The following is a 25,962-nucleotide window of genomic DNA, read 5'->3' as shown; positions in this document are numbered from 1 at the left end:
GGCAAGATGCCCACCCCACAAAAATTAGTTGTGTATTTTTTTATTTGGAAGTCATTAATTACAAGTGTTGTTACTAGTAGTATTACTAGTAATAACAAGACGCTGACACAGTGCATTGAAGGAAGTGTTTCTAGAGCCAATTTCAGTGGTCATTTCCACTAGTGGAGATTGGCGATCGCCCAAAGTCCCAGTGAAAGTGTTTTGTGTTGTTTTGGACTGGTCTGTAATACTAGCGTCGCTGGCTTTGACTGTTTTAGTAAAGTCAATATCTGATCGATAAACCCGAATTCCTAAACGATAACCGTCCTTTGGTAGACCTGTGCCATCAATTGGGGTGCTTCCTGTTACTATAATTTTCACAGCCTGAATGTAAAATATCTTGACATCTGTGTTGCTTACACATTCTGTTGGGTTAATAATCTTGACGTTGTTGTTTGCGTCTTTTGTCACGCAATATAACGATGTTGATGCTGTAGGAAGTGGCATATTTGTGGTGTTGAGTAAATTGTCACCTAAACTCCTGGGTGTTGCAGCGGCTGATTGAAGCAATACAATAGTGGCATTAGTGGTAGTAGTGAAATTTGTGGGTTCAGGGGTTGCCACTGCTCCCGTTTTCACACCATCAATGAAAGTTCTGGCAGCTTGTGTGGCTTGTTCTACGCGTTTTGATTGGACGCGAGTTGCTGTTGCAATGACGATTGTAGGTGCGATCGCTGCTAGTAAAATACTCACTACTAGCATTGCTACCAACGACTCAATGATCGTGAAACCAGATTCACCAAAAGGGTGGATTTGTTGTTGTTTTTGCTTAATCATTGCTAATCACCGTTTCTAGGAATTAAAGATTAACTACAGCCAGAGGTAGGACGTTGACTGGTATCGACGGCATTAGTGTTGTCTGAGGCTTTTTTGGCACATAACAACGTTTGCACCCATACGTCATCTCGACCAACTTCCCGGAAGTATTCATTGGGTTTGTCATCTGGTGTTATCGCTAACTTTTGCGAAAATGCATCTGGTGATTGCGACAGCAAGGCGACATCATAACCCCACTGCCGTTTAGGAGCCATATAAAAAGGTACTTGACCACCAGCATTAGCGATCGGATATACTGCGCTAGATGAGGTATTTAAGAATGCTACAAATGGTGCAGTAGCATAGACACTACGAGTTCTTTGGATAAAAGAGCCGTTAACTATAGCTGCGACAGCTGCGTTTAAGTCGCTAGTTGGGTTCCAATTTTCCAGGAAGCGGACAAAGTTGTGTAAACCACCATTATCTTCTGTAGGACGAGCTGGGGTGTCTCCGCTTGCTGCGGCTAGGTTAAAGGTGGTAGGTGTTGCCCATTGTATCCAGTTGCTATCTTGTGTATTGTTAGGGCCTATTAGGTTAGTAGATCCTGATGGTGGTACATTTTCATCAGTAGTGCTGAAAGCTACTTGAATTTGTAAAACTGGCGATAAAATTGGTTGATTACTTGTACCTGAGACTAGAGTAAACTTTGGCGGTGTATTATTGTCATCAGCAGTAGTTGTTCGGAACCATAGAGCATTATTTTTGGAATCTGGCCTATTGGTAGAATTAAAACTACTCAGTGGAAATTGATTTATTGTCCCGCCCTTGATACCTATAATGGTTGGTTTACTATTAACATCAACCGTGAGTACTCCAGCGTTACGGAGAAAGGCAACACGTCGGGGATAGCCTAGATATTTAGAATCAGTCGGTAATTGTGCTGTTGTACCTGCTTTATGGGTAGCAAGAGAAAAAGTTCCAGTAGCATCAGAGGCTTTTAGACCTGGATCTGGAGTTGCAGCAGTAGGATCTGGTATTCTCACCCACCAATCAGTAGCCGGATCGCAAGCTGAAGCAGGTAGTCTCGGACATACCTCCATTAAATACTCTGGGGCATTTTTCCTTCGCTGAATTGGTGTAACAAAGTTATTGAGGTAAGAACTACCTTGAGTACCACTTTTAGTAGCATCGAGGTCTTTGGGTAAGCCGTCAGTACGATACCAGTCAGCATTGATGACATTGGCGTTGTTGGTAGCAAACCCATTGTTCTGAAATGCGGTAATAGAATTAGCATCCCCCAGGTTATTATTTAGGTCATAGTCTCCATCGTTGCGGTAGCCCAACTCAAAGTTATTAGAAAGAAGTGTGATCGCATCTGACAAAACGCTAGCAGGTCGCCATGCGTCCCCAGGGTCACAGTTTGGTAGTCTAGCGTCACCTTTACGACAAGCAAAGTTTTTATTACGGGTTGCTGCCGTGCGAGAGTAGAAATTGCTCAAATCACTAGCTAGAGCTGTAGTAAACTCTTCTTGAGTATGTTTATTAAAGTCGCCTTTAATATATACAGGCAAGTTAGAGGCTAAAATCAAGCCTTTTTCTGCATCTCTGTAAGTCTCAACACGCCAGATTGGATTACCATTGATTAACATGATGGCGTTGGGACGGCGAGTTGGGTCAAGTATAAAGTCTACCGGGCTACTTGATTTTTGAGTATCTTTTTTGTTCTGTTTTTGTGTAACCGTGTCTGCTGCTGTAATGAGAGAAGCAGCACTCATATCTAAAAGTGCATCATCTCGAGTAGCGTAAATAATACCGCTATTGGGGATTAAGTATTCTTGTGTTGTTGCAGTGCCATAAGTTGTTGTTCGTAACTTACTAATGTCTAATACAGTGGTGCGAATTTCCAGAGGTTGGCGGGTTTCTTTGGCGAGTTCGTATTGTGTATTCGGGCTTGCTACTGTCGCAGTATTTACACCAGGAACAATAGTACAGATATATTCAAAGTAACAAAGCGTTGGTGGTGTCCCAGTTACATTTCCATTTCCATTTACACCATTGGCGTTGGTGAATGTATTTACACCGGCTGTTGTCCCGTCTTTATGAATTGCCTTAATCTGCCTTGCATCTAAAAAAGCAGTTTCGTAAATTGCGCCGTGAGGGATAACGCTATTACTTGGATCGCCAATAGTACCGTCTAATATTTGGATGGCACAGATAGTAGCATCAATAGCAGACTGCTCTGAGAGTGTCCGAGAGGCAGCTGCTTTTAACAGAGCGTTGCTCAGTACTTCATTTACCAACCGCCCATTGGGATACATTAAACTAGCTTGGTAGTTTAGTAAATCTGAATAGTCAGAAACAGTCTTTGTTGGAGCTGCGTAGACAATACCATTATGGGATCTACCACCTGCGGCTTTGTCATATATAAAACCTGTCGCAGACGGAAGACTATTGAGGTTCTTAGCTGTAGTGCTATTAGTGGGGTCGTAGAAGCTACTTATACAAGCAATAGGTGTAGGGGTTAGCGCATTGTAGCCACTCGCTTGGTAGTGATAAACTGCTGTAGCCCGCATCTGTAAATACGGCGTATTAGTACTGTCGGGTAATTGGACAGTTTCACTGACATTATCATTTCTGTTATCTTTGATTGATTTATCAGCATTGATGCTAATAGTATTAGGCACAGGCATCATATCTGACCAGATTCTATTTGTAGCAGCAAAAGCCGTATCTAGAGAACTTTTGGGACTACTAACAGTGAGACTTTTAGGCAAATAAATTCCTGCACCAGTCACTATCCGTAAGCCACCTACAGGATCTTGTGGAGTAGTTGGTACTTTAGAAGCTGCTGATTCCCAATCTCCATCTCGCTCAACAGTTCCTAAATCGGCTAGTTGCTGTACACGACTGCGACGATTGCGATTTACAGTTGACGGATCGTCCCAGTTAATACCTGTAATATTTTGGGTATCTGTGCTGTTTGAACCGATAAATGTTGTCCCATTCCACCACAATGCAGGTAGATTGTTACCAAGCAAAATGCGATCGCCAACGTATTGTTCTTTACCTACTTGTTGCTGCTTAGTTGGCTCTGTAGCGCTAGGTAACAACTTAGTATTATCAGAAGTATTAGGTTTGAGTGTTAAATTGGCATAATTAGTCCTAGTTTTACCATCAGTGGGATCAAAGGGATAAACCCAGGTATCCGGTGGACGTAGTGACTCACCACTTCCTTGTAGTACTGTAGCAGTAGTATAAATTCCTACTGCATCTATACCAAAGGAAATTTCATTATAAGGTACACGGCGGGTACGTTTTTTAAAGTAAAGTCCTAGCTGGTTATTACGAATAGTAGCTTGTTGCTCTGTGGAGGCAGTGGCAGCAGTTAGATTTAAGACTTTTAGTTGCTGTGTAATGCCATCTTTGACTTCCTGTGGATCAGTAGATGCATTGTTAGCCGACTGCGCTTGCACTAAGAGATTGATACGCTGTACATAAGCTAGACTATTATAGGCAATATTTTTCGGTATTCCATTAACTGATTTGTTATCTTTAACACCAGAAGCGGTATTGGGATTAACTCCTTTGCCTTGGAATAAATGCACTCCAGTACTGTTATTTAAATCGTCATCACCAGTGAAAAGGCCTGCTGCTAAATTGCCACCTACAATAATTTTGGCATTTTCATCATCATAAAAACAGGAATCTCTACTACTAACCTGATAAAGCGTAACAAATTGAAAACCGCTACCAGTCAGGAAGTTACTATTAGTCAAGATCCGTCCATTTAGGTTAAATGTTGGCCCAGGTGTAAGTTCTATATCATCTTCATAAACCACCGCATTGTTAACTAGCGGTAGTTGTATACGGTCTTGTTGATACTCTAAACCGGAAAAACCTTTATTCCCTGTGAAAACTTCGTATTTATCTTGATCAGCCGTTGGTAGGTTAGTAATGGGAACATTAGCAGTGTAGACAAAAAAGCTTTTTTTGAGCTTACCAGCAATATTAAACCAGCCAGTACTCCCAACTAAAGTAGCACTTGTTCCTAGAGTATCTTCACAACCATTGCTTATACTACCAGAGGTCATGGGGGGAGTTCTGGCTTCTAGAGGATTTCTAGCGCGACTGTATGTACCACCACTTATAGGCGGATTTCGGAAATAAATTCCATAAAGAGTATAGCTGTCAAATTTCCCATTGTTATTTGTATCAATGGGAAACATCCATGCAGTTGGTAGTGCTGTTTGACCGGTATAGTTAAGATTTAGCTGAGTTTCATCCCCAAAAGTATATTCGTTCAAATAATTTTTTAAGGCACTCTCCAAAGCTGTATCTGACGGTGTAGCTCGTGGTAATCTACGGTCTTCAAATAGCTTGTCTAATTTTGCTCTAGCTCTGTCAATAGCTGGTGTTGCAGCGTTAAGTACAGCCTCGTTCACCCGAACATTACTGGCATTTTTGGAGCGTTCAAAAGACCGAAACAAAATGGCAGTGGTCAATAATACGACTACTATCAAAACCATTGCCACTGTCGGTAACAAAAATCCAGCATTTTCTGACCCACGTCTTTTTTTAGTGCCAAAGCAAGCCCGCAAAAGCCAAATGATTTGTTTGTTAATTGTAGATAAAAACTGCTTGCTAATTTGTGCAAAGTTTTTTTTAATTGCCTTGAATATCTGACGTTTTCGAGACATAGCTGCTTCCCTGTCAAGTGGATTTTCTAGTTTTTGCGGCATCTTCATTCATACCTATAAAATTTTTACAGGCATGAATGAGATTTTATTTATTTAACTACTGCATCTGGTTTTAATAAACTCCAAATAATGTAGCTACAACAAAAGACAATTTATTTAAAGTTATATCATTCATAAATTGTTGATTTTATCCGGTAAACACTGATTTTTGCATAATTATTTAATTCAAGTCTTATAAAGAACAGGAGCATGACTTCACAGTAAAATTGCGGAAATGTATTTTATTTGAAGGCGAATTTATGAAGATGTTGTTAGCAGAGTAAGCTTATAATACCCATCGGCTAAAGGAAAAATATCAGGTGGGTACAAAATAATCAGATGTTCAGCCAAAATTCCCAACTTCTTAGAGAAGTCGGGAATCTTTTTGTTTACATTGCCTTTATTAAGAGGTCATTTATAAAGTTAAAAAGGGTGGTTATAATCCAATACAGTTCAGATAAGACCAAAACACTTGTAGAGACGGCGATTTATCGCGTTTCAAAAACCCACAATTTTGTGCAATTAGCCCTTAATCCAAGCGTATTGAGTTATAATCCAATACGCTTGGATTAAGGATTATTGGTGTAGGTAATTGGTCTTTGAAGACGCGATAAATCGCCGTCTCTACATGAGCGATAAATCGCGTCTCTACATGAGGGTTTTGTGGCTCTATCTGAACTGTATTGGGTTATAAACTGCATTCCTACAGGCAAAACCCACGGATGTGGGTTTCAATCAATTCATCCGGTGCTATGTAGCAATCTGTGGTATAGAAACTTTCACCAGCATTTTTTTGCTAAAAGACAGACCGTTTTCATTTTTGTCAATGATAATCGTGTCTCCAGAAATAAAAGTATTTTCCAATAACTTGGTGGCGAGGGGGTTTTCTATTTCTCGCTGAATTGCCCGTTTGAGTGGGCGGGCACCGTAAACTGGGTCATAGCCTGATTCGACAAGGTGATCGCAGGCAGATTGGGATATCTCAAAGAAGATTTTTTGCTCGCGGAGGAGATTTTCTACACGCTTAAGTTGGATGCGGATGATCTGCCGCATTTCGGTGCGATTTAAGGTATGGAAGAGAATAATGTCATCAACGCGGTTGAGAAATTCGGGGCGGAAATGCGATCGCAATCCATCCATTACCCGCTTCCGCATCGTTTCATAGTTGGAGTCATCACCAGATACATCCAAGATATGTTCGCTGCCAATGTTACTAGTCATCACAATGACGCTGTTGCGAAAATCTACTGTTCTTCCCTGAGAGTCAGTAATTCTCCCATCATCTAACACCTGTAATAAAATATTGAACACATCTGGGTGCGCTTTTTCGACTTCATCCAACAGCACCACTGAGTAAGGACGGCGGCGAACTGCCTCGGAAAGTTGACCGCCTTCTTCATAGCCTACATATCCTGGAGGCGCTCCCACTAACCGAGAAACTGAGTGTTTTTCCATATACTCAGACATATCCAAGCGCACTAAGGCATCATCAGAATCAAAGAGAAACTGAGCTAAAGCACGGGCGAGTTCGGTTTTGCCCACACCTGTGGGGCCCATGAACAAAAATGAACCTATGGGGCGAGAGGGGTCTTTCATCCCCGCACGGGCGCGGCGAATTGCCGCTGATACCGCTTCTACAGCCTCTTCTTGCCCAATGACTCGTTGATGTAAATGACTTTCTAGTTGCAGCAATTTTTGCCGTTCCGATTCCAACAGGCGGTTGACGGGGATTCCTGTCCACTTGGCGACGATTTCGGCAATATCGGCTTCGGTGACTTGTTCTCGAAGTAAAGTGGAACCTTGGTTTTGAATTTCTAAAAGGCTGGCTTCTTTGGCTTCGCGATCGTGCTGTACTCCTTCTAATTTGCCATACTTCAGTTGGGCAGCTTTATTTAGGTCATAAGCACGTTCCGCCTGTTCAATTTGCACTCGCAGGGCATCTTCTTCTTTCTTTAAGGCGCTTATAGCCTCCAATAGCTGCTTTTCACCTTGCCATTGCTCATTAAATATTTGCTGTTTTTCCGTTAAATTGGCGATTTCTTGTTCAATGCGCTCTAAACGTTCTTTCGTTTGAGGAGTACCCTTTTCTTCGCCAGCTAATGACAGCTTTTCCATTTCTAACTGCATGAGGCGGCGATCAATGGTTTCCAATTCGGCTGGTTTGGAGGTAATCTCCATTTTCAATTGTGCTGCTGCTTCATCCACCAAATCAATAGCTTTATCTGGTAGGAAGCGATCACTAATATAACGTGCTGATAAAGTGGCTGCTGCTACCAAAGCTGAATCAGAAATTTTGACGTTGTGATGGACTTCATAGCGTTCTTTCAATCCCCGCAGAATGGAAATAGTATTTTCCACACTTGGCTGATCCACAAATACTTGCTGGAAGCGGCGTTCTAGGGCAGCGTCTTTCTCAATATGTTTGCGGAACTCGTCTAGGGTAGTAGCGCCAATGCAACGCAGTTCTCCCCGCGCCAACATTGGTTTGAGTAAATTTCCTGCATCCATTGCCCCTTGTTGAGTAGAACCTGCGCCGACTACGGTGTGCAGTTCGTCAATAAACAGAACAATGTCACCGTTAGATTCAGTAACTTCCTTGAGAACTGCTTTTAGGCGTTCTTCAAATTCACCTCGTAATTTGGCTCCAGCAATTAAACTGCCGATATCTAACGAGATCAATTTGCGGTTTTTCAGAGATTCGGGAACGTCACCATTTACCATCCGCTGTGCTAAAGCTTCGGCGATCGCAGTCTTACCTACCCCCGGTTCACCAATTAGTACGGGGTTATTTTTGCTCCGACGAGACAAGACTTGAATTACCCGCCGAATTTCATCATCCCGCCCAATCACCGGGTCGAGTTTTCCAGCTTTTGCCTGTTCTGTCAAATCTCTACCAAATTTTTGTAAGGCTTCGTAGCGGGATTCTGGGGTTTGATCTGTTACCTTTTGACTACCGCGAACCGTTTTGATAGTAGCTTCAAGTTTAGGTGCATCCGCACTAAAGCCTTTGAGGATCTTTCGTCCAATGCGATCGTCTTCAGCAAAGGCTAAGAGTATGTGTTCCACGGAAATGTAGGAATCTTTCATCCTGACTCTAGCTTCCTCGGCTCGGTCTAGTAAAATATCTAAATTGCGACTAAGGTAAAGCTGATCGCTTTTACCAACTTTGGGCTGGCGTTGGGTAAAAGCTTCTAGCTGTTGCTGCAAGCGGATTGGATCTACCTCAGATCGAGCCAGGATACGTATAGCTAGACTAGTTGGTTCTTCTAACAGAGCAATAATTAAATGTTCAACATCTAGTTGCTGTTGTTGATAAGCACGGACTATATCCTGAGATTTAACAATCGCTTCCCAGGCTTTATCAGTAAATTTATTTGGATCTGTAGGTTGCATCTTTAGAATTTTGGAATTTTGATTTTTAGTTGTTTATGGAGTGGAATTGGGTATTAAGTAGTCGGACACAATTAAATTCATTGGTGGAGATAGGGAACAGGTTACAGGTTACAGAAAAAAACTTGTGTAATTAATTCTGTCTGATTACTTAAGGATTGGTAAGAAAATTAAGTCTCCAGTCCCTAGTCCCTAATTATCCAAACATCGTCAGCGGATATCCGCGTGTATCTCCGGTGGCAATTTTGCATTGCTAATTGGTGATAGCTTAATTCATTACCTATTTCCTAATTTAAAACGAAAACACTGTTCTGAACGGACTTTGCCAGATGGTGTTATTGGAGCGATCGCTACGACAGGCTATTTGGCGTCGCTATTAGTGTTGCTCATCAACAAGAGTATGGAGGTAATACTAATAAGATTTACGCAGAGGAGATCACTTAACCCGCCGAAAAAGGGGAGGCAAAAATCGAAAAGTCTCGCGCGTTCGGGTTTACCGGCATGAAATGTCAATGTGTGGCAAAAGTCAATCTCCCGCGTCTAGTTCAACTTTTCAAGATATATCTTAAGCAAAACTTGCTGCCCATATCCCCGATTTATTCAAGAAGTCGGGGACTTAAATCCGAATTACTGACTCACTAGTTGCTCTTGCGATTCCTGTTTGACTGCTGACCCTTGAGTTCCTAGTTGAATCAGTTCTAGTTTATACCCGTCAGGATCTTCTACAAATGCAATTACTGTCGAACCATGTTTCATTGGCCCTGGTTCGCGTACAACCTTACCACCTTGATTGCGAATTTCTTCACACGTAGTGTAAATATCATCAACACCAAGGGCAATGTGACCGTAAGCATTACCCAATTCGTACTTTTCCACGCCCCAGTTATAGGTTAGTTCGATCACCGAGTTGTCGCTTTCGTCGCCGTAGCCAACAAAAGCCAGGGTAAATTCTCCTCCCGGATAATCTTTTCGGCGCAGTAATTTCATTCCTAGAATTTCACAGTAGAACTTTAAGGACTCTTCAAGGTTGCCCACCCGCAGCATTGTGTGTAGTAATCGCATATTGACCTTTTCTCTGTAATTGATTTAGTGTTATTCTCTGCCAACATTTTACCTAGCTCAAAGTCTTAAGGTAAAAATGCCATCAGAGAAAGAATTCAAAGGACAGGATAAACATTCCTTAGATATTTTTGGTATTTTGGCATTGATCCCTGTTCCATTAATGGAAATCTTCTTTAATCTCAGCCAATAAAGTCTCTTAAACGCCTATGCTAGCGATTGGGTTAGGCAACTGGACTGGATGCGTAACACACTCGAATAAAGGATAAAGTACAGATGAGTAAATTTCTAGATACTGCCATTGAGGCGATCGCAGCCCGTGAAATTCTTGATTCACGCGGTAGACCGACAATTGAAGCCGAAGTGCATTTAGCCAATGGTGTTGTCGGACTAGCACAAGTTCCCAGTGGTGCTTCGACTGGCACTTTTGAAGCCCACGAACTGCGTGATGGCGATAAAAGCCGTTATGGAGGAAAAGGCGTACTCAAGGCAGTACAAAACGTCAAAGAAGCACTTGCACCAAAATTACTAGGCTTGGATGTCCTCAACCAAGAACTCCTAGACCGCACGATGATCGCCATAGATGGTTCTCCTAACAAATCCAATTTGGGCGCGAATGCGATTTTGGGGGTTTCCTTAGCAGCAGCCAAAGCTGGTGCTGAATCTCTAGATATTCCTCTATATCGCTATTTGGGTGGCCCTTTAGCGAATTTGCTCCCAGTGCCGTTGATGAACGTAATTAACGGTGGCGCACACGCTTCAAATAACGTGGATTTTCAAGAGTTTATGATTGTCCCAATTGGCGCAACTTCCTTCCGGGAAGCATTGCGCTGGGGTGCAGAGGTGTTTGCTACCCTCAGTCAGGTGTTAGATGAGAAGGGTTTGCTTACTGGTGTCGGCGATGAAGGCGGCTTTGCTCCTAACCTAGAATCTAATCAGGTGGCTTTAGAATTGCTGGTTGCTGCCATTAAGAAAGCTGGTTATAAACCAGGGGAACAAGTAGCTTTGGCGTTGGATGTGGCGGCTAGCGAATTTTACAAAAATGGTCAGTATGTTTACGATGGTAAACCTCACGCTCCGGCTGAGTTTATTGATTATTTAGGACAACTGGTTGACCAATACCCAATTGTGTCAATTGAGGATGGCTTGCACGAAGAAGATTGGCAAAGTTGGCAATTACTTACCCAGAAGTTAGGTTCGCGGGTGCAATTGGTAGGGGATGATTTGTTTGTTACCAACGCTACTCGCTTGCAAAGAGGTATCCAGGAAAAAGCTGCTAATGCCATTTTGATTAAACTCAATCAAATTGGTTCTCTTACCGAAACTTTGGAAACGATTGATTTGGCAACTCGCAATAGTATCCGTTCAGTAATTAGCCATCGTTCTGGTGAAACAGAAGATACAACGATCGCTGATTTAGCTGTAGCAACTCGTGCCGGTCAAATCAAAACAGGTTCACTCTGTCGCAGCGAACGCGTAGCAAAATATAATCGCTTGCTGCGAATTGAAGATGAACTAGGCGATCGCGCTGTTTATGCTGGTGCTGTGGGGTTAGGGCCTAAGTAGGGAATAGGGAATAGGGAATAGGGAATAGGGAATAGGGAATAGGTATTTTCTGTCCCCTGTACCCTGTACCCTGTACCCTAATTAAGGATAAAACCCCAACTTGGGCAACCCCAATGTTTCATCCCAGCCCATCATTAGGTTTAGACACTGAATCGCTTGTCCCGCCTGTCCTTTAATTAGATTGTCAATTGCTGACATGACAATCACGCGACCTGTGCGCGGGTCAACTTCTACACCGATGTAACAAAGATTGCTGCCGTTAGCCCATTTGGTTTGGGGATAAACGCCACTACCGCAGACTTTCACCCAAGGAGAGTTGCGGTAGAAGGCTGAGAAAATTGTGATTAAGTCATCTCGCACTAAACCGGGATCGCTCATCGTGGCATATACCGTTGCCAAAATACCGCGTACCATTGGGATAAGGTGCGGTGTAAATTGAATCATGAGTTCGTGACCAGCTAAGTCACTACAAATTTGCTCAATTTCTGGGGTATGACGGTGACGACCAACATTGAAAGCTGTTATGGAGTTGTCTGCTTCAGCTAGTAATAAGTTAGTTTGAGCTTGCCGTCCACTACTAGATGTGCCAGACTTGGCATCAATAATGGCTGTTTCTGGTCTGATTAAGCCTTGCTTTAAGAGTGGCGAAAGCGCAAGGAGACTAGCGGTGGGATAGGAACCAGGACAGCCAATAAGTTCAGCTTCGGCAATGCGATCGCGATAAAGTTCTGGTAATCCATAAACTGCTGTAGCTGCAATTGTGCGATCGCTTCTCTCGATACCATACCAATTTGTATAAGTTGTCAAATCACTAAACCGATAGTCTGCACTCAAATCTAATACTTTACATCCTTTTTCCAACAGTTTGGGCGCGATTTGGCAAGCCAGACCATTTGGTAAAGACAGGAAAACTACTTCACAGCGATGAGCAATTATTTCTGGTTCTACCGCCTCTATTAGCAGGTTAGTTGCATGAGCCAGATGCGGGTAAAGATCCCCAAAGGATTTTCCGATACTGCTCTCACCGCCTAAATAAACCAGTTCGACTTCTGGATGATCCATCAGTAGTCGTACTAACTGTACTCCGCCATAGCCCGACGCGCCAACAATCCCAACGGGTACGCGTCTAAATTTGCCCATGATCTGAAATCCTTATCCCATGAATAGTTAATTCGTTCTCAGCTATCAACAATATCAGCCACTAGACGCACAGCGTACAAAACGCCCCAAAGCTGGAGATGGGGGAGATGGGGGAGCAAAAAAAGTAAATTCTTCTTTCTCCTCATCCTCTTCATTCGCTGCACTATATCCCTACTTTCTTTAATGGCAAAATTTGTTGCTAGGTTATCAAATCATTGCTAGTCTACTTCTCTGCCTTATAAAGGAGCTACAATCTAAAAGAAGAAATTGTTAAAAAAATTTACGTTGGTAGCTGGAAATCTTTCTGTGTCACAGCCTAATACTACACAAGTTTTTAAATTTGATTCGATTGATGCCGCTTTAGCAGACCTAAAAGCTGGTCGTGTGATTGTAGTGGTAGATGATGAAAATAGAGAAAATGAAGGCGACTTGATTTGTGCTGCTCAATTTGCCACACCCGACACGATTAATTTCATGGCGGTGGAAGCGAGAGGACTGATTTGTTTGGCAATGACAGGCGATCGCCTAGACGAGTTAGACTTACCTTTGATGGTAAGCAACATTACAGATACTAACCAAACTGCCTTCACTGTCAGTATTGATGCGGGGCCAGAATTGGGTGTTACCACAGGCATTTCAGCAGAAGACCGCGCCCGCACTATCCAGGTTACTCTCAATCCAGCCACAAAACCTACTGATTTACGTCGCCCTGGACATATTTTTCCCATTCGAGCTAAGGCTGGAGGCGTACTCAAACGCGCAGGACATACAGAAGCGGCTGTGGACTTATCTCGATTAGCAGGGCTGTACCCAGCAGGGGTAATTTGTGAAATTCAAAACCCCGATGGTTCAATGGCCCGGTTGCAGCAGTTAGTTGAATATGCTAAACGTCACAATTTAAAAATTATTAGTATTGCGGATTTAATCAGTTATCGCCTACAGCACGATCGCTTGGTATATCGTGAGGTGATTACTAAACTGCCTAGTCAATTCGGTCAGTTTGAAATTTACGCCTACCGCCACACCCTGGATAACACAGAACACGTTGCAATTGTCAAGGGCGACCCGGCTAACTTCAAAGATGAGCCTGTGATGGTGCGGATGCACTCAGAATGCTTAACAGGTGATGCTTTGGGTTCTTTGCGTTGTGACTGTCGGATGCAGTTACAAGCTGCATTGAAAATGATTGAGACTGCTGGTCAAGGTGTAGTTGTATACCTGCGCCAAGAAGGACGGGGAATCGGCTTGATTAACAAGTTGAAAGCCTACTCGTTGCAAGATATGGGGCTGGATACAGTAGAAGCAAATGAGCGCTTAGGATTTCCTGCCGACTTGCGAGACTATGGGATGGGGGCACAAATGCTCATGGACTTGGGCATCAAAAAGATTCGCCTGATTACCAATAATCCCCGCAAAATTGCCGGAGTCAAGGGCTATGGGTTGGAAGTAGTTGACCGCTTGCCGTTGTTGATTGAGGCAAACGACTACAATTCCTATTATCTGGCGACAAAGGCGAAAAAGCTGGGTCACATGCTGTTACAAACTTATCTGGTGACAGTAGCAATTCACTGGCAAGATGACCCGGAAGCTGTGACAGAACGTTATGAACGCTTAGAGAAACTGCGACATTTAGCGAAAAGTAATGATTTATTGTTGCAGGAAGAAGCGCGTCCCTTAGCGATCGCTATATTTGACGAGCCATCTCTAACAGTACACTTGGGTTTTGATCAGGCAAAAGTTGCTAGCTCTGATTGGTATCAACAAAGTGGTCATCCTTATATACAGGCAATCTTCCAAATTTTGGACAACCTAGCAACTTTGCCATACATCCAGAAACTAGAATTTCTAATTTCTTCTGGTTGCGATCCTTTGAGTAATTTACAAGTCCAACTTGATCGACAGATATTCGCAGATGGTACGCTGCCTTCATCGATTAGCGATCGCTTGGAGACGCAGCAAATTTACAGCTTTAGCAAATAGCCGCCTTCCGAATAGTCAACCTTTTAAGGGGGTTGGAGGGTTTATTGTGTGTAAGTCCTACATTCCCCCCAAACTTTTCAGCCGTTCTTTTATATGACAATGAGAGCAATCAAAATTATTGTTGAAAAACATAATGACGGTTATATAGCCTATCCCTTGGGTATCAAGGGGGTTGTAGTTGGCGAAGGTGACAGCTATGAGGAAGCACTAGCTGATGTTAAATCTGCTATCCACTGCCATATAGAGACATTTGGTCAAGAGGTTTTAGAAGAGGAATCAACAGTCCTAGAAGCTTTTGTGGCGGAAGCTGAGGTTCCTATTTAATGGTTAAATTCCCAGTAGATGCACCTAAAGCTAAAGTAATTAAGACATTGGAATTTCTGGGATTCACTGTTATTAGGGAATGAGAGCATATTGTTATGGAGCGAGAAAACGAAGATGGAACAAAAACTCCACTGACTATGCCTAACCATTCTCAAATTAAAGGTTCGACGTTGAGATCAATCTGTACTCAAGCAGGTATCTCAAGAGAGGATTTTTTGTCTACTTATGAGCAAATCTGAAAGGCTGTATTCTGTTTTCACTCACAACACTTTAAAAGATACAGTCACAAATAAATTCTTGAGCTAGGCGGTCGCATCTCTCAAAATAAGCTAATTATTAGACGATTAGTGAAAACAAGAAGATACTCGATTGCTCTCCAATGTTCTACTTTTTACCTCAGAACTCGGAACTTGAGCTTCAGAACACGAAACTCCGAGTTCAGAACACTAAGTTTTAAGCTCAAAACTCAAAACGTTGAGATGAAAACACCAGACTTTAGTTCTCTAAAAAAGAGTGAAGGAGATGAGGAAGCAAGGGAAGAATCTTATTAATACCCAATGCCCAATGCCCAATGCCCCATTCCCCAATTCCCAATTAATAGTGAGTTGCCGACTTGCGATGATGCACGGCTGTAACACCATCATTATCTAGCAATTTGCCACTCTCAACAGTCGCATAAACCAGCCAGTGGTCGCCAGATTCCATCCGGTTTTGTACAGAACATTCGAGATATGCTAGAGCATCCGTAAGTATGGGAGAACCGCTTTCTGTTTCTTGGGCGGCTACATCAGCAAATCGGTCTTGTCCTGGGCCGAAGGGTTTGAGGAAGTGCTTCATCAATCCCAAGTGATTCCCTTCTTTAAGGATGTTGAGGACAAATTTATTTCCTGTATGCATCAGTGTTTCTACTGCCCGGTCTTTGGCGACGGCGATGGTTAAACCAGGTGGATTAAAGCTGGCTTGAGATACCCAAGAAGCTAACATGGCACTGGAGCGATCGCCCTCTTTTGCTGTGAGAACGCAAAGAGAACCTACAATCCGACCAACGGCCTGTTCTACAGTTGTTGCAGGTTGACTTGGCGATCGCACTTTTCTAGCTTTCTTCAATGCTTGGGCAAAGTCGGTTCCAGCTTCTTCACACAATTGTAAGGTGGCATCGTCGGGTTTGAATTTGACGCGGATTGTATCAAAACCAAATCGATAGCCAGCATCTTTTAATTTACCCTCAATTAAATCAACTGCTTCCCCACTCCAGCCAAAGGAACCAAAAGCACCAGCAAGTTTATTATTAGTGGCGGTGGATAGGACAATTCCTAAAGCTGTTTGCACGGGTGTGGGTGCATGACCACCAAGGGTAGGAGAACCAATGATGAAACCACCTGCTTTTTCCACAGCCGCCCGGATTTCTTCTGGTTCAGTAAATTCGCAGTTAATGGATTCTACAGCGACGCCAGCTTTTGTAATCCCACGAGCGATCGCTTGGGCTAAGGTTGCCGTATTCCCATAAGCTGATGCATAAATTAACGCTACTGTCAAGTCAGCAGAAGTTTGTTGTTGACTCCACTCCCGATAAGCTTTGGTCAGTTCGATTAAGCCATAGCGCACCAAAGGGCCGTGTCCATTGGCATACATTCGCACAGGAAAATCGACCAGTTTATCCAGTGCTGTTTCAACTTGACGGGCGTGAGGAGCCATGAGGCAATCAAAATAATAGCGCCGATCCTCGTTATATACTTCCCAGCCTTCATCAAATACCTGATCTCCGCAAACGTGCGCCCCAAATAACTTATCTGTGTACAGAATTTCTGTTTGTGGATCGTAGGTGCTGAGTTGATCTGCATAGCGGGGATTGGGGATGGGAATAAATTGTAAATTATGCCCATTACCCAAATCTAGAGTTTCTTCGCCCCGCATCACGAGAATTTGCAAGTCTGGATTTTCCAGCGCCGCACGTAAATTTATCGCCCCTGGATTAGAACACACAAAGGTGATTTGCGGGGCAATTTCTAACAAAGCTTTTAAAGTTGCAGCGCGGTTAGGATTTACGTGTCCCAAAATTACATAATCTAGGTCTTCGAGATGGAAACGTTGCTGCAACGCTTCTAAATAAATTTGCGTAAATGTTTCCCCTGGAGGATCGATAATTGCGTTTTTATCGCTTTCGATTAAATAAGAATTAGCGGTTGTACCCTTAGCAAGAGCATATTCAATTTCAAATCTCAGCCTTGACCAACTACGCGATCGCAGTATTTTTGTATCTGTAGCTATTGGATAAACTTGAACATCACGGGGTTTATTTTTTGACATGGCTGGAACAATTTTAGATTTTAGATTTTAGATTTTGGATTGTTAATTAAACATCCAAATTTTGGAGATTAAGTAAGAAGGTCTATACTGCACAAATGCTTTCTTGAGTGTGAGTGTTTTTGGATTTTGGATTATTAATCTAAAATCCAAAATCCAAAATCCAAAATTAATAGTGATTACCGACTTTACGGTGATGCACAGCAGTCAAAGCTTCTGGTTTAGAAACTCGTCCGGCGTAGACTGTGCTGTATACTGCCCAGTGGTCGCCACAATCCATTCTACTGATGACTTCACACTCCATGTAGGCGAGGGCATCGTTGAGAATAGGCGCACCATTTTCAGCTGGCTGGGTTCTTACACCTTCAAAGCGATCTGCACCAGGGGCGAACCGTTTTAAAAAGTGCTTCATGAGTGGTTGGAAATTGCCTTCTTCTAAAACGTTGAGAACAAAGCGATCGCCTACTTGCATCAGTGATTCAATTGCCCGATCTTTAGCGACTGCAATGGAAAATCCCAAGGGTTTAAAGCTAGCTTGACTCACCCAAGAGGCTAGCATCGCACTGGAAACATCGCCTTTTTTGGCCGTAATAATATATAGTCCGCCGCTAATTCTACCTAGTGCTTTATCTAAGTCAGCACTCAGGGATTTCATGGCTTTGATACTGCGATCGCGTGTTACCCATTGAGCTAAGTCTGTACCCGCTTCTTCACAAAGCTTGTAGGTGTTTTCTGTGGGTGTTTGTTTAATCCGAATCGCTGGAAAAACTGTCGTCAACCCCAAATTGCGGAATTTACTCAGCAAAGGATCTATTGGCTCATCATCGCCACCGCCGGCTTCAAAAATACCGATGGCTTGCTTTTCTTTAGCTGATCCTAAAACTGTGCTGAGTGCAGATTGAATGTTCGCAGCGCCAGAAGCCGGAGGTAGACCAACGATTAGTCCAGCACAACGGCTAACTAATTCCCGCAGTTCTTGTAAATCTACTTCAGATCCCAAATCGACAATTTCCACGGCGACACCGGTTTTACCGATACCGTTGGCAATTGCTTGGGCGAGGCGATCGCTATATCCGTATTCGGAAACGTAAAATATTCCAACTGCTGTTTCTGGCTTGCTTTGGCTTTGGCTCCAAGTGCGGTAACGTCCAATTAGTTCCTCAACGTTGTGAGATAATAATGGCCCATGTCCTGTAGCAACCATATCGATGGTTTTCAATTCCGCCATCCGCTTCAAGGCAGAGAGAACTGAACGTGCATTTGGCCCCATCAAGCAATCGTAGTAGTAATGAAAGTCTTCTTCGATAGCTGCCAAGTCTTCATCAAAGGTGCTATCTGAGCAATAGTGCAAACCAAAAGCATCGCAGGTGTAGAGAACTTTGGTTTTGTGGTCGAAGCTGAAAATTGTATCTGGCCAATGTAAATTTGGGGCAATCACGAATTCAAATTCATGACCATTACCCAAATCTAAGCGATCGCCATTTTTCACAATCCGCCGCTTGAATGGCTGATGTACTAAATCTTCTAGAAACTGAATCGCCACCTTAGAACCGACAACGGTAATTTCTGGAGCAATTTGCAGCAAATCTTTAACTAAACCGCTATGGTCTGGCTCAGTGTGGCTGATAATTAAATAATCAATCTCTGTTGGCTTGATTAATCCGGTGAGCGTATCAAAATATAGTTGGCGAAACTTTTCGTGGGAGGTATCAACTAAGGCCGTCTGCTCCCCGCGAATCAGAAACGAGTTATAAGTAGTACCGTTTTGCAGACCAAACTCAATATCGAAGCGATCGCGATCCCAGTCCAAAGAGCGAATAGCCGTCGTCTCTTGAGCAATCTCCACAGTCTGTATGGTGAGCCGTTTTTCAGTTTTTTCGGTGAGCGCTACCATAACTCCCTCCTTGACACAATGAGTATTTCTTCCTCTTCTTTTATTGTGACACGGCTTGAATGTTAATTTTTATTAAAAAATTTATGGTTGACTTAAAAAAGTTAAAAGTGTGAAACCGCAGAAGCACGGAGAACACAGAGAGGAAATTTGCCTAGCCTTGGAAATTGGTAATTCCCGACTGCATTGGGCATTGTTTATTGGCGAAACACTTTATTCCGCCTGGGATACTGACTATCTTCCTGAGTCTGTTATACAACAACTGGCTGAATGTCAAACTCTAGATTATTTTCTAGAGAAAATTTTTCTACCTAGTCAGCAAGGTGATTTTTTCACAAACACACTTCCCCCCCACCCTCTTCTCCTCGCATCCGTAGTTCCTAGCCAAACTGCTATTTGGCAAACTTACCCAAATACTCGCGTTATTACTTTAAACCAAGTACCGCTCAAAGGTATCTATCCCACATTAGGAATTGACCGCGCTTTAGCTTTATGGGGTGCGGGAAAAACTTGGGGTTTTCCAATGTTGGTGATTGATGCAGGAACAGCGCTGACTTTTACGGCTGCGGATGATAAGGAGTGTCTAGTTGGAGGTGCAATTTTGCCGGGATTGGGTTTGCAGTTTGCGACTCTCGGTCAACAAACAGGACAATTACCATTAGTAGAAAATCAAAGTTTTCCGTATCTTCCACCGCGTTTTGCTCTTAATACTATAGAGGCTATTCAAAGTGGAGTTATTTATACAATATTAGCTGGAATTAAAGATTTTATTGAAGCATGGTGGCAATTGTTTCCTAATGGGAAAATTGCAATTAAAGGTGGCGATCGCACTTTATTACTAAACTATGTACGAGTCTTATATCCTGAGATTGCAGATAGTTTGATTGTGGAATCAAATTTAATTTTTTGGGGAATGCGAGAAATAGTAATGAAGAATAAGGAATAGGAATCCAAGTTTTCACGGGCAAGAAACAATTCAAATGTATTGGCAACAAACTCTGAATGAGCTAGTTTAATTCGTTTAAATTATCGCTTTTCAAAATACCTTCAATAAACTCGCGAATCTCAATCGCCACAACCCCAGCCGAAGATTCTGGTAAGTCATTTCCGGCATGGGCAATCATTTTCAACTCGACTTTTGGCATCAGTTGAGCATAAACCCGGCTCTTGGCTAAAGCATCTGGTGTATCTTGACCACCTTGTAAAATAAAAACTGGGGCATCTATCATGTAAAGTTGCTTTTGCAGTAATTCCGCCTCAATTTCTACTTGTCGTCGTTTAAAAAGTAACTGACAAGCTATGGGGTAACGCAGCAATTCCTGACGTAATTGCAAATCCTGGGCAATTTTGTCATGCCAACCCAGGATTTTAGTTAAGGGAATTAGCGATCGCAATAATTTAACTAGTAGTGGTGGATAATTCAATAATCGCCGCATCTTCCGGCAATACTGTTCTTGTCCTGCTATCTCTACACCCTCTGGTGCTAGCAATACTACACCATCAACTTTTTCTGGATACTTTAAAGCATAGCTAGCAGCAATCCACCCCCCAAGAGAATGCCCCACTAAATACACTTTTTCTAGCTTTACAGCTTGCAAAAACTCAGCTAGACATTCAACTTGTAAATCTATCGAATGGTGGATATTCGGATTTTCTGATTCACCAAACCCTAACAAATCAGGTGCAAAACAATGAAAATCTTGTGCAAGGGACTCCATCACAGATAACCATTGACTGCTCTCATTCCAAGCACCATGTAAAAAAATTATAGGAGTTTTTTCACCGACTTCACGCCAGAATAATAGCCCTTGAGAGAGCTTTCTCCGCGAGTTACGGAATAGTGTATCCATTTTAATTTAGTAGTTAACTTTTAGCATCATAATAAATAGTCATTTGTCATTGGTCATTTGTCATTGGTCATTGGTTATTAACAATTAGTTTTGGACAATTACAAATAGAGAAGTGTCAACCGTTCGCGTGGACTCTCTTTGGGGAAACCTCTAGTAGAGAAGATTTCCTTAGATCATACTTTGGCAGCAAATGACATAGATGCGCCAGCAGTTTATCACAGGGTAGGACTAATGACTAAATATATTGTTATGCCAGTGTTGTCAAGCCATTCAAGTAGTCTTGCAACTGCCGAGTATGGTCGTGAGACATCTGTCCTGAAGGGAGGAAATTGGGAGAGAAAGCTTGGATTTCCATGACTTCTAAAGTATCCTGAATTTCCATTGTCCCATGTACCTCGGCTTCAACCACAATACAAATTGAATGGATTCTGGGATCGCGGTCTGGTGCAGAGTAAACTCCTACCAAACGGTTAATTTTCACCAATTCTAGTCCGGTTTCCTCGATCAATTCCCGGCGGACTGTGTTGGGAATATCTTCTCCCCAATCCACCATTCCTCCAGGCAATGCCCAAAGACCATCATCACGCCGCCGGATCAGTACTATCCGACCATCAGGTAAAATTGGGATGATACTAGTGCCAGTAATGGGATGGCGAAATATTATACCCAATACTGTTTGTCCAATACGCCATAAGCTACGTGTGGACTGGACAGCTGCCGGAAAAAAAGCAATAACGTTCAATCTTCAAAATTTTTGTGTTGTATTCGATAGTTCCCAACCACTTACATAGACTCAACTAAATAAAATTCTGGTTGAGTTTTGTTTTATACAAAATGTTTGTGATTCGAGATTTTATTCTCACGATTTACGTAGAATATTACTAATTCTAACATCAAGTTTCAATAGAAGCACTGTATTTATGTATACATAACATTTATTGAATCAGTAAAATTGTCAGTTTATAGCTAGTATTAGCCCTCTCAAAACTAGCTATCATTAATATTTTTTCAAGACACTTTCAAAAAATTAATCTGAATAAGTATGTCTAAATTCTGAATTCTGAAGAGGCAATTAAGTGGTATTGGAGATTGCCACCAAATTCTTGCTAATTAAGTTTAATATACGAAAATCCTTTACAAAAACCGCGATCGCCTTTGGTGTGCTAAAAGCGATCGCATAAACAACCTCTATGAAAAATCTAGCTCTACTATCTGCCATAGCCCTCACCACCACATCTGGATTGGTTTTCGGTACAATGCAAGCCGCCTCTGCTTTAGCTTGGAATTGGAATTATTCTGGTACTGGTATAGAGGCGATTGGTATTTTTACAACTGATAACACCCCTGACGATTTAGGTTTTTATCAGATTTTGGGAATTACTGGTACACGAAATGGTGAAACAATTACTGGTCTGCAACCTGTAGGCACTCCAATACCAGGAAATGAACCTTTTAATGTTGACAATTTAATTAGTCTTAATACTCAGCAGTTAACAGGTGATGGTTTTGGTTATTCTACATCGGGGGGAAACTATTCTAGTCCATTTTTCGCTAGTTTCTTGCCAACACCAAGTTATTTAGAAGTTTTTTCTGTTCCACCACTGACACCAGGTTTTGAAAATTTGGGGACGGAAGATAGTGAGTTACCCATCAGTTTTTCTGCAAGCATAATCACCGTACCTGAACCCACCTCTATCCTTAGCTTATTTGCCCTCGCTACTGTTGGTGTCCCTTCAGCACTCAAACGTAATAAGCCATCTAAATTAACTGATAAGAAGCTTAAAAAAGTTTCCTAAAACCATCAATTCTTTGATTTATTTGAATCTCAGAAAAGGTACTTTTCATCTAGCCAGTAGGGATAATTCAGAATTATTATTGACATAACAAGGTTGAATGCGGTAGACTAGTACACTGTTTAAAGCGTATTTATTGCTGCACTAGGCTACAAGTATATCAATAACATTGGTAACTGATATTGCCTACGTGATGCCTAGTTGCTACTTTTTTGTTGTTTATTAATGAGGTGAACATGGCCAAGCGCCGTAACCCGAAAAAAGAAAAGGCGCTACGTAACCAGGCGTATGCCAGAAAGTTTCGTAAACGAACTACGACAGGAAGAATGCAGAGAAGGTTCCAACAAAGACCACCCAAGAGTGAAGAAGAAGAAGGCGCAGCAACAGCAGCTGACACTGATTAAGCTCTCTGCTTAAAGCCTTTTTATTTAGATTATTTATATTTTAGGGCGTACAAATGTACGCCTTTATTTATTATTGGGCATTGGGCATTGGTTATTTCTCCTTTGCTCCCCTGCCCCTTTGCTTCTTCCTCTGCTCCCCATTCCCCTATCGATCGATTTGAGCGCGGGCAGCTATGAGTGCTTTGCCAACCTGCACAAAGCCAGTACCACCGTGACTATTTCGGGCTGCAACAACTTGACGAGGGGATATTGCCTCATAAATATCTGCTGCAAATGCCGGATGTAGTTGTTGCCACTCTTCCAATTTCAAATCTTTCAGGAGTTTACCTGCGGCAATACTAGTCTTTACTACCTTACCCACAAGGTTGTAGGCTTCCCGGAAAGGAACGCCCCGTGCTGCAAGATAATCTGCTACATCGGTAGCGTTAGAAAAATCTTCCGCCACAGCTTCGGCTAACCGCTGGGTACGAAATTCCAAGCCTTCCCTGAGTAAAATCGTCATCGCTTCTAGGGAGGCTTTGACTGTGTTAACGCTATCAAATAGACCTTCTTTATCTTCTTGTAAGTCTTTGTTATATGCCAGGGGTAGCCCCTTCATAATCACTAGCATTGCCTGGAGATGACCAAATACACGTCCTGTTTTCCCCCGCACGAGTTCTGGTACATCGGGGTTTTTCTTTTGGGGCATGATACTGGAACCAGTAGCACAGCTATCTTTGAGGGTGACAAAGCGAAATTCTTCAGATGACCAAATAATAACTTCTTCTGCAAGGCGGCTGAGGTGAACCATAATCAAGCTAGCAGCACACAAGAATTCGATCGCAAAATCGCGATCGCTCACTCCATCGAGGCTGTTGGCATAAATATCGTCAAAATTCAATAGTTTGGCTGTGTAGTGGCGATCGATGGGGAAAGTCGTTCCCGCTAAAGCACCGCACCCCAAAGGTGAGATATTCACACGGCGAGAAACATCTCCTAAGCGTTCCCAGTCACGTTGCGCCATTTGAAAGTATGCCAAGAGGTGGTGAGCTAAACTCACGGGTTGGGCGCGTTGTAGGTGGGTGTAGCCAGGAATCAAGGTTTCAACGTGCTTTTCAGCTATATCCAGTAAAACACCTTGGAATTCTCGCAATTCGCTTTTGATTTGCTGAATTTGGTCGCGCAGGTAAAGTCTAGTATCAGTACCAACTTGGTCATTCCGCGATCGCGCCGTATGCACCTTTTTCCCCACATCGCCAACAATTTCTGTCAATCGGTGTTCAACTGCAAAATGTACATCTTCAGCATCGACACCGGGCTGAAATTTACCTTGGCGGTACTCTTGGCGAATTTGTTCTAAACCGGCAACCAGTTGCTCTCCTTCTTCTGGGGAAATAATGCCCGTATGAGCGAGCATTTTGGCATGAGCTTGAGAACCAGTCAGGTCATATTCTATTAATTCAATATCAAAACCTATACTGGCATTAAAACGAGCGATCGCTGGATGTAACGCTGATTCAAACCGCTGGCTCCAAGTTTGTTTTTCGGTCATAAATTATGAAGGAAGGGGCATCAATTTTAGATTTTAGATTTTGGATTTTGGATTAATCTAAAATCTAAAATCCAAAATCTAAAATTTATTTAGCCGTAGCTAGTTAGATTCCGAATCATATAGCCAATGACTAAACCAATCAACAATGCCCACACTTGACCTGTTTGTATAAAGTGGTTCCAAGATTTTTGAATCTGACCCATCAGGTCTGGATCTGTAATTGTTTGTGCTAGGGCTGTCCAATTTACAGGCAAATGCCAAAGTAGCTGAGATGTCAAATCGCTGTAGTGGCTCATATTTGGTGCTTAAGAAGTTAAGGGTGACAAATTCCAATATCAGTTTATTTTTTACATTAAATACTGATATTTACTGAAATATTGGATATAACTTCAATGTCTTAACTCAAGATACAGCCGATGCCAACCGCAATTTCTCGGCAGTCCGCAAAATTTGCCCCGCCAACACTGCTGCACCAAAACCATTATCGATATTTACTACGCCTACTCCCGCAGCACAAGAGTTAAGCATTGTCAATAAAGGTGCTAAACCACCAAAACTTGCACCATAACCGATGCTGGTGGGTACAGCAATTACTGGACAACTCGCTAAACCAGCAACAACGCTAGGTAAAGCGCCTTCCATCCCCGCCACGACAATCAACACCGATGCTGACTCAATCAGGTGGCGATTACTTAATAAACGGTGAATTCCAGCAACGCCAACATCCCAGAGGCGCTGTACCTGAAAACCAGAAAGTTCAGCGGTGACAGCGGCTTCTTCAGCAACGGGTAAATCGGCAGTACCAGCAGAAAGAATGCCAATTTCCCCCTGGAATTGTGGTTCGATGGTAAGGGGAGCGATCGCACAAATTCGCGCCGATTGGTAATATCGCAAATCGCTAACTTTTGATTGCAGTACTTCATAAACTGCTGGTTCAATGCGGGTTGCCATCACCACCGGGTTACGGAGGCGCATCACCTCCATAATTTGAGCAATTTGATCGGGAGTTTTACCAGGCCCCCAAATCACTTCTGGGAAACCAGTTCTTAGCTGGCGATGGTGGTCAATTTTGGCAAATTCACCCACAGATTCATAAGTTAAGTTTTTGAGTGAGTCTAATGCCGTATCTGGGGTAACTTTACCATTGGCAACCGCAACGAGTAGCGATCGCAAGGTTTTTTCATCGGTCATGGGTCATT

The 25,962-nt window shown here is 42.6% G+C and carries 19 protein-coding genes; 7 read left to right on the top strand and 12 right to left on the bottom strand.

Going from position 1 to position 25,962, the window contains the following annotated elements; translation table 11 throughout:
- Positions 1–54 precede the first annotated feature (54 nt).
- The 4 genes from hpsB to gloA all read right to left on the bottom strand — a co-directional run bounded on the left by hpsB (position 55) and on the right by gloA (position 9,983).
- Positions 55–816, bottom strand: a complete 762-nt coding sequence (gene hpsB, locus RRG12_RS02105; RefSeq protein WP_420758158.1) for a hormogonium polysaccharide secretion pseudopilin HpsB — start codon at positions 814–816, stop codon at positions 55–57.
- Between the two features lie 29 nt (positions 817–845).
- Positions 846–5,534: a hormogonium polysaccharide biosynthesis protein HpsA gene (hpsA, locus tag RRG12_RS02100; protein ID WP_420758157.1), complete on the bottom strand. Its 4,689-nt coding sequence runs from the start codon at positions 5,532–5,534 to the stop codon at positions 846–848.
- Between the two features lie 747 nt (positions 5,535–6,281).
- The gene (gene clpB, locus RRG12_RS02095) at positions 6,282–8,924 is read right to left on the bottom strand and encodes an ATP-dependent chaperone ClpB (protein ID WP_420758156.1); all 2,643 of its coding nucleotides are present in this window, start codon (positions 8,922–8,924) and stop codon (positions 6,282–6,284) included.
- Positions 8,925–9,548: 624 nt separating this feature from the next.
- Entirely contained in the window at positions 9,549–9,983 is a 435-nt protein-coding gene (gene gloA / locus RRG12_RS02090) for a lactoylglutathione lyase (protein WP_069072598.1), read from the bottom strand.
- 273 nt (positions 9,984–10,256) lie between these two features.
- On the opposite strand from gloA, the gene eno reads away from it, so the two are divergent.
- Positions 10,257–11,546 carry a phosphopyruvate hydratase gene (gene eno, locus RRG12_RS02085; RefSeq protein WP_069072599.1) on the top strand — a complete coding sequence of 430 codons (1,290 nt, stop codon included), beginning with the start codon at positions 10,257–10,259 and terminating at the stop codon, positions 11,544–11,546.
- An 81-nt stretch (positions 11,547–11,627) separates the two neighbouring features.
- Here eno and argC read toward each other — a convergent pair whose 3' ends face one another.
- Positions 11,628–12,686 (bottom strand): N-acetyl-gamma-glutamyl-phosphate reductase, encoded by a 1,059-nt coding sequence (gene argC, locus RRG12_RS02080; protein ID WP_420758155.1) that lies wholly within the window; start codon positions 12,684–12,686, stop codon positions 11,628–11,630.
- 306 nt (positions 12,687–12,992) lie between these two features.
- Here argC and ribBA point away from each other — a divergent pair, with 306 nt between their 5' ends.
- From ribBA to RRG12_RS02065, 3 genes are all read left to right on the top strand, one after another.
- Positions 12,993–14,666 (top strand): bifunctional 3,4-dihydroxy-2-butanone-4-phosphate synthase/GTP cyclohydrolase II, encoded by a 1,674-nt coding sequence (ribBA, locus tag RRG12_RS02075; protein WP_420758154.1) that lies wholly within the window; start codon positions 12,993–12,995, stop codon positions 14,664–14,666.
- Between the two features lie 99 nt (positions 14,667–14,765).
- Positions 14,766–14,990, top strand: coding sequence for a type II toxin-antitoxin system HicB family antitoxin (locus RRG12_RS02070; protein ID WP_176727107.1), 225 nt, complete (start codon positions 14,766–14,768; stop codon positions 14,988–14,990).
- Between the two features lie 95 nt (positions 14,991–15,085).
- Positions 15,086–15,229, top strand: coding sequence for a type II toxin-antitoxin system HicA family toxin (locus RRG12_RS02065; protein ID WP_420758153.1), 144 nt, complete (start codon positions 15,086–15,088; stop codon positions 15,227–15,229).
- Positions 15,230–15,584: 355 nt separating this feature from the next.
- On the opposite strand, the gene RRG12_RS02060 is transcribed toward RRG12_RS02065, so the two are convergent.
- Together RRG12_RS02060 and RRG12_RS02055 are read right to left on the bottom strand one after the other, a co-directional pair.
- Complete coding sequence (locus tag RRG12_RS02060) at positions 15,585–17,297, bottom strand: diflavin flavoprotein (RefSeq protein ID WP_420758152.1); 1,713 nt, start codon at positions 17,295–17,297, stop codon at positions 15,585–15,587.
- A gap of 166 nt (positions 17,298–17,463) precedes the next feature.
- Positions 17,464–19,188, bottom strand: a complete 1,725-nt coding sequence (locus RRG12_RS02055; RefSeq protein WP_069072605.1) for a diflavin flavoprotein — start codon at positions 19,186–19,188, stop codon at positions 17,464–17,466.
- Between the two features lie 109 nt (positions 19,189–19,297).
- Between RRG12_RS02055 and RRG12_RS02050 the strand changes: the two genes are divergently transcribed.
- On the top strand, positions 19,298–20,131 hold the full coding sequence (locus RRG12_RS02050) for a pantothenate kinase (RefSeq protein WP_420758151.1): 834 nt from the start codon (positions 19,298–19,300) through the stop codon (positions 20,129–20,131).
- 61 nt (positions 20,132–20,192) lie between these two features.
- On the opposite strand, the gene RRG12_RS02045 is transcribed toward RRG12_RS02050, so the two are convergent.
- Both RRG12_RS02045 and RRG12_RS02040 read right to left on the bottom strand, forming a co-directional pair.
- Positions 20,193–21,035: an alpha/beta fold hydrolase gene (locus RRG12_RS02045; RefSeq protein ID WP_420758150.1), complete on the bottom strand. Its 843-nt coding sequence runs from the start codon at positions 21,033–21,035 to the stop codon at positions 20,193–20,195.
- Positions 21,036–21,282: 247 nt separating this feature from the next.
- Positions 21,283–21,777: an NUDIX hydrolase gene (locus tag RRG12_RS02040; protein WP_069072608.1), complete on the bottom strand. Its 495-nt coding sequence runs from the start codon at positions 21,775–21,777 to the stop codon at positions 21,283–21,285.
- Positions 21,778–22,225: 448 nt separating this feature from the next.
- Between RRG12_RS02040 and RRG12_RS02035 the strand changes: the two genes are divergently transcribed.
- Together RRG12_RS02035 and RRG12_RS02030 are read left to right on the top strand one after the other, a co-directional pair.
- Complete coding sequence (locus tag RRG12_RS02035) at positions 22,226–22,831, top strand: PEP-CTERM sorting domain-containing protein (protein WP_420758149.1); 606 nt, start codon at positions 22,226–22,228, stop codon at positions 22,829–22,831.
- Positions 22,832–23,064: 233 nt separating this feature from the next.
- A complete protein-coding gene (locus RRG12_RS02030) occupies positions 23,065–23,232 on the top strand; it encodes a hypothetical protein (protein WP_012412073.1) in 168 nt (55 codons plus the stop codon).
- Positions 23,233–23,377: 145 nt separating this feature from the next.
- Here the strand turns inward: RRG12_RS02030 and argH are convergent, their stop codons facing one another.
- The 3 genes from argH to larB form a co-directional block, all read right to left on the bottom strand.
- Entirely contained in the window at positions 23,378–24,763 is a 1,386-nt protein-coding gene (argH, locus tag RRG12_RS02025; RefSeq protein WP_069072610.1) for an argininosuccinate lyase, read from the bottom strand.
- Between the two features lie 89 nt (positions 24,764–24,852).
- Positions 24,853–25,059, bottom strand: coding sequence for a hypothetical protein (locus RRG12_RS02020; RefSeq protein WP_069072611.1), 207 nt, complete (start codon positions 25,057–25,059; stop codon positions 24,853–24,855).
- Positions 25,060–25,165: 106 nt separating this feature from the next.
- Positions 25,166–25,954, bottom strand: a complete 789-nt coding sequence (larB, locus tag RRG12_RS02015) for a nickel pincer cofactor biosynthesis protein LarB (protein ID WP_420758148.1) — start codon at positions 25,952–25,954, stop codon at positions 25,166–25,168.
- Between the last annotated feature and the right edge of the window lie 8 nt (positions 25,955–25,962).

The organism is Nostoc sp. CALU 546 (genome assembly GCF_048836525.1).
This window is presented reverse-complemented; position numbering and strand designations above follow the sequence as displayed.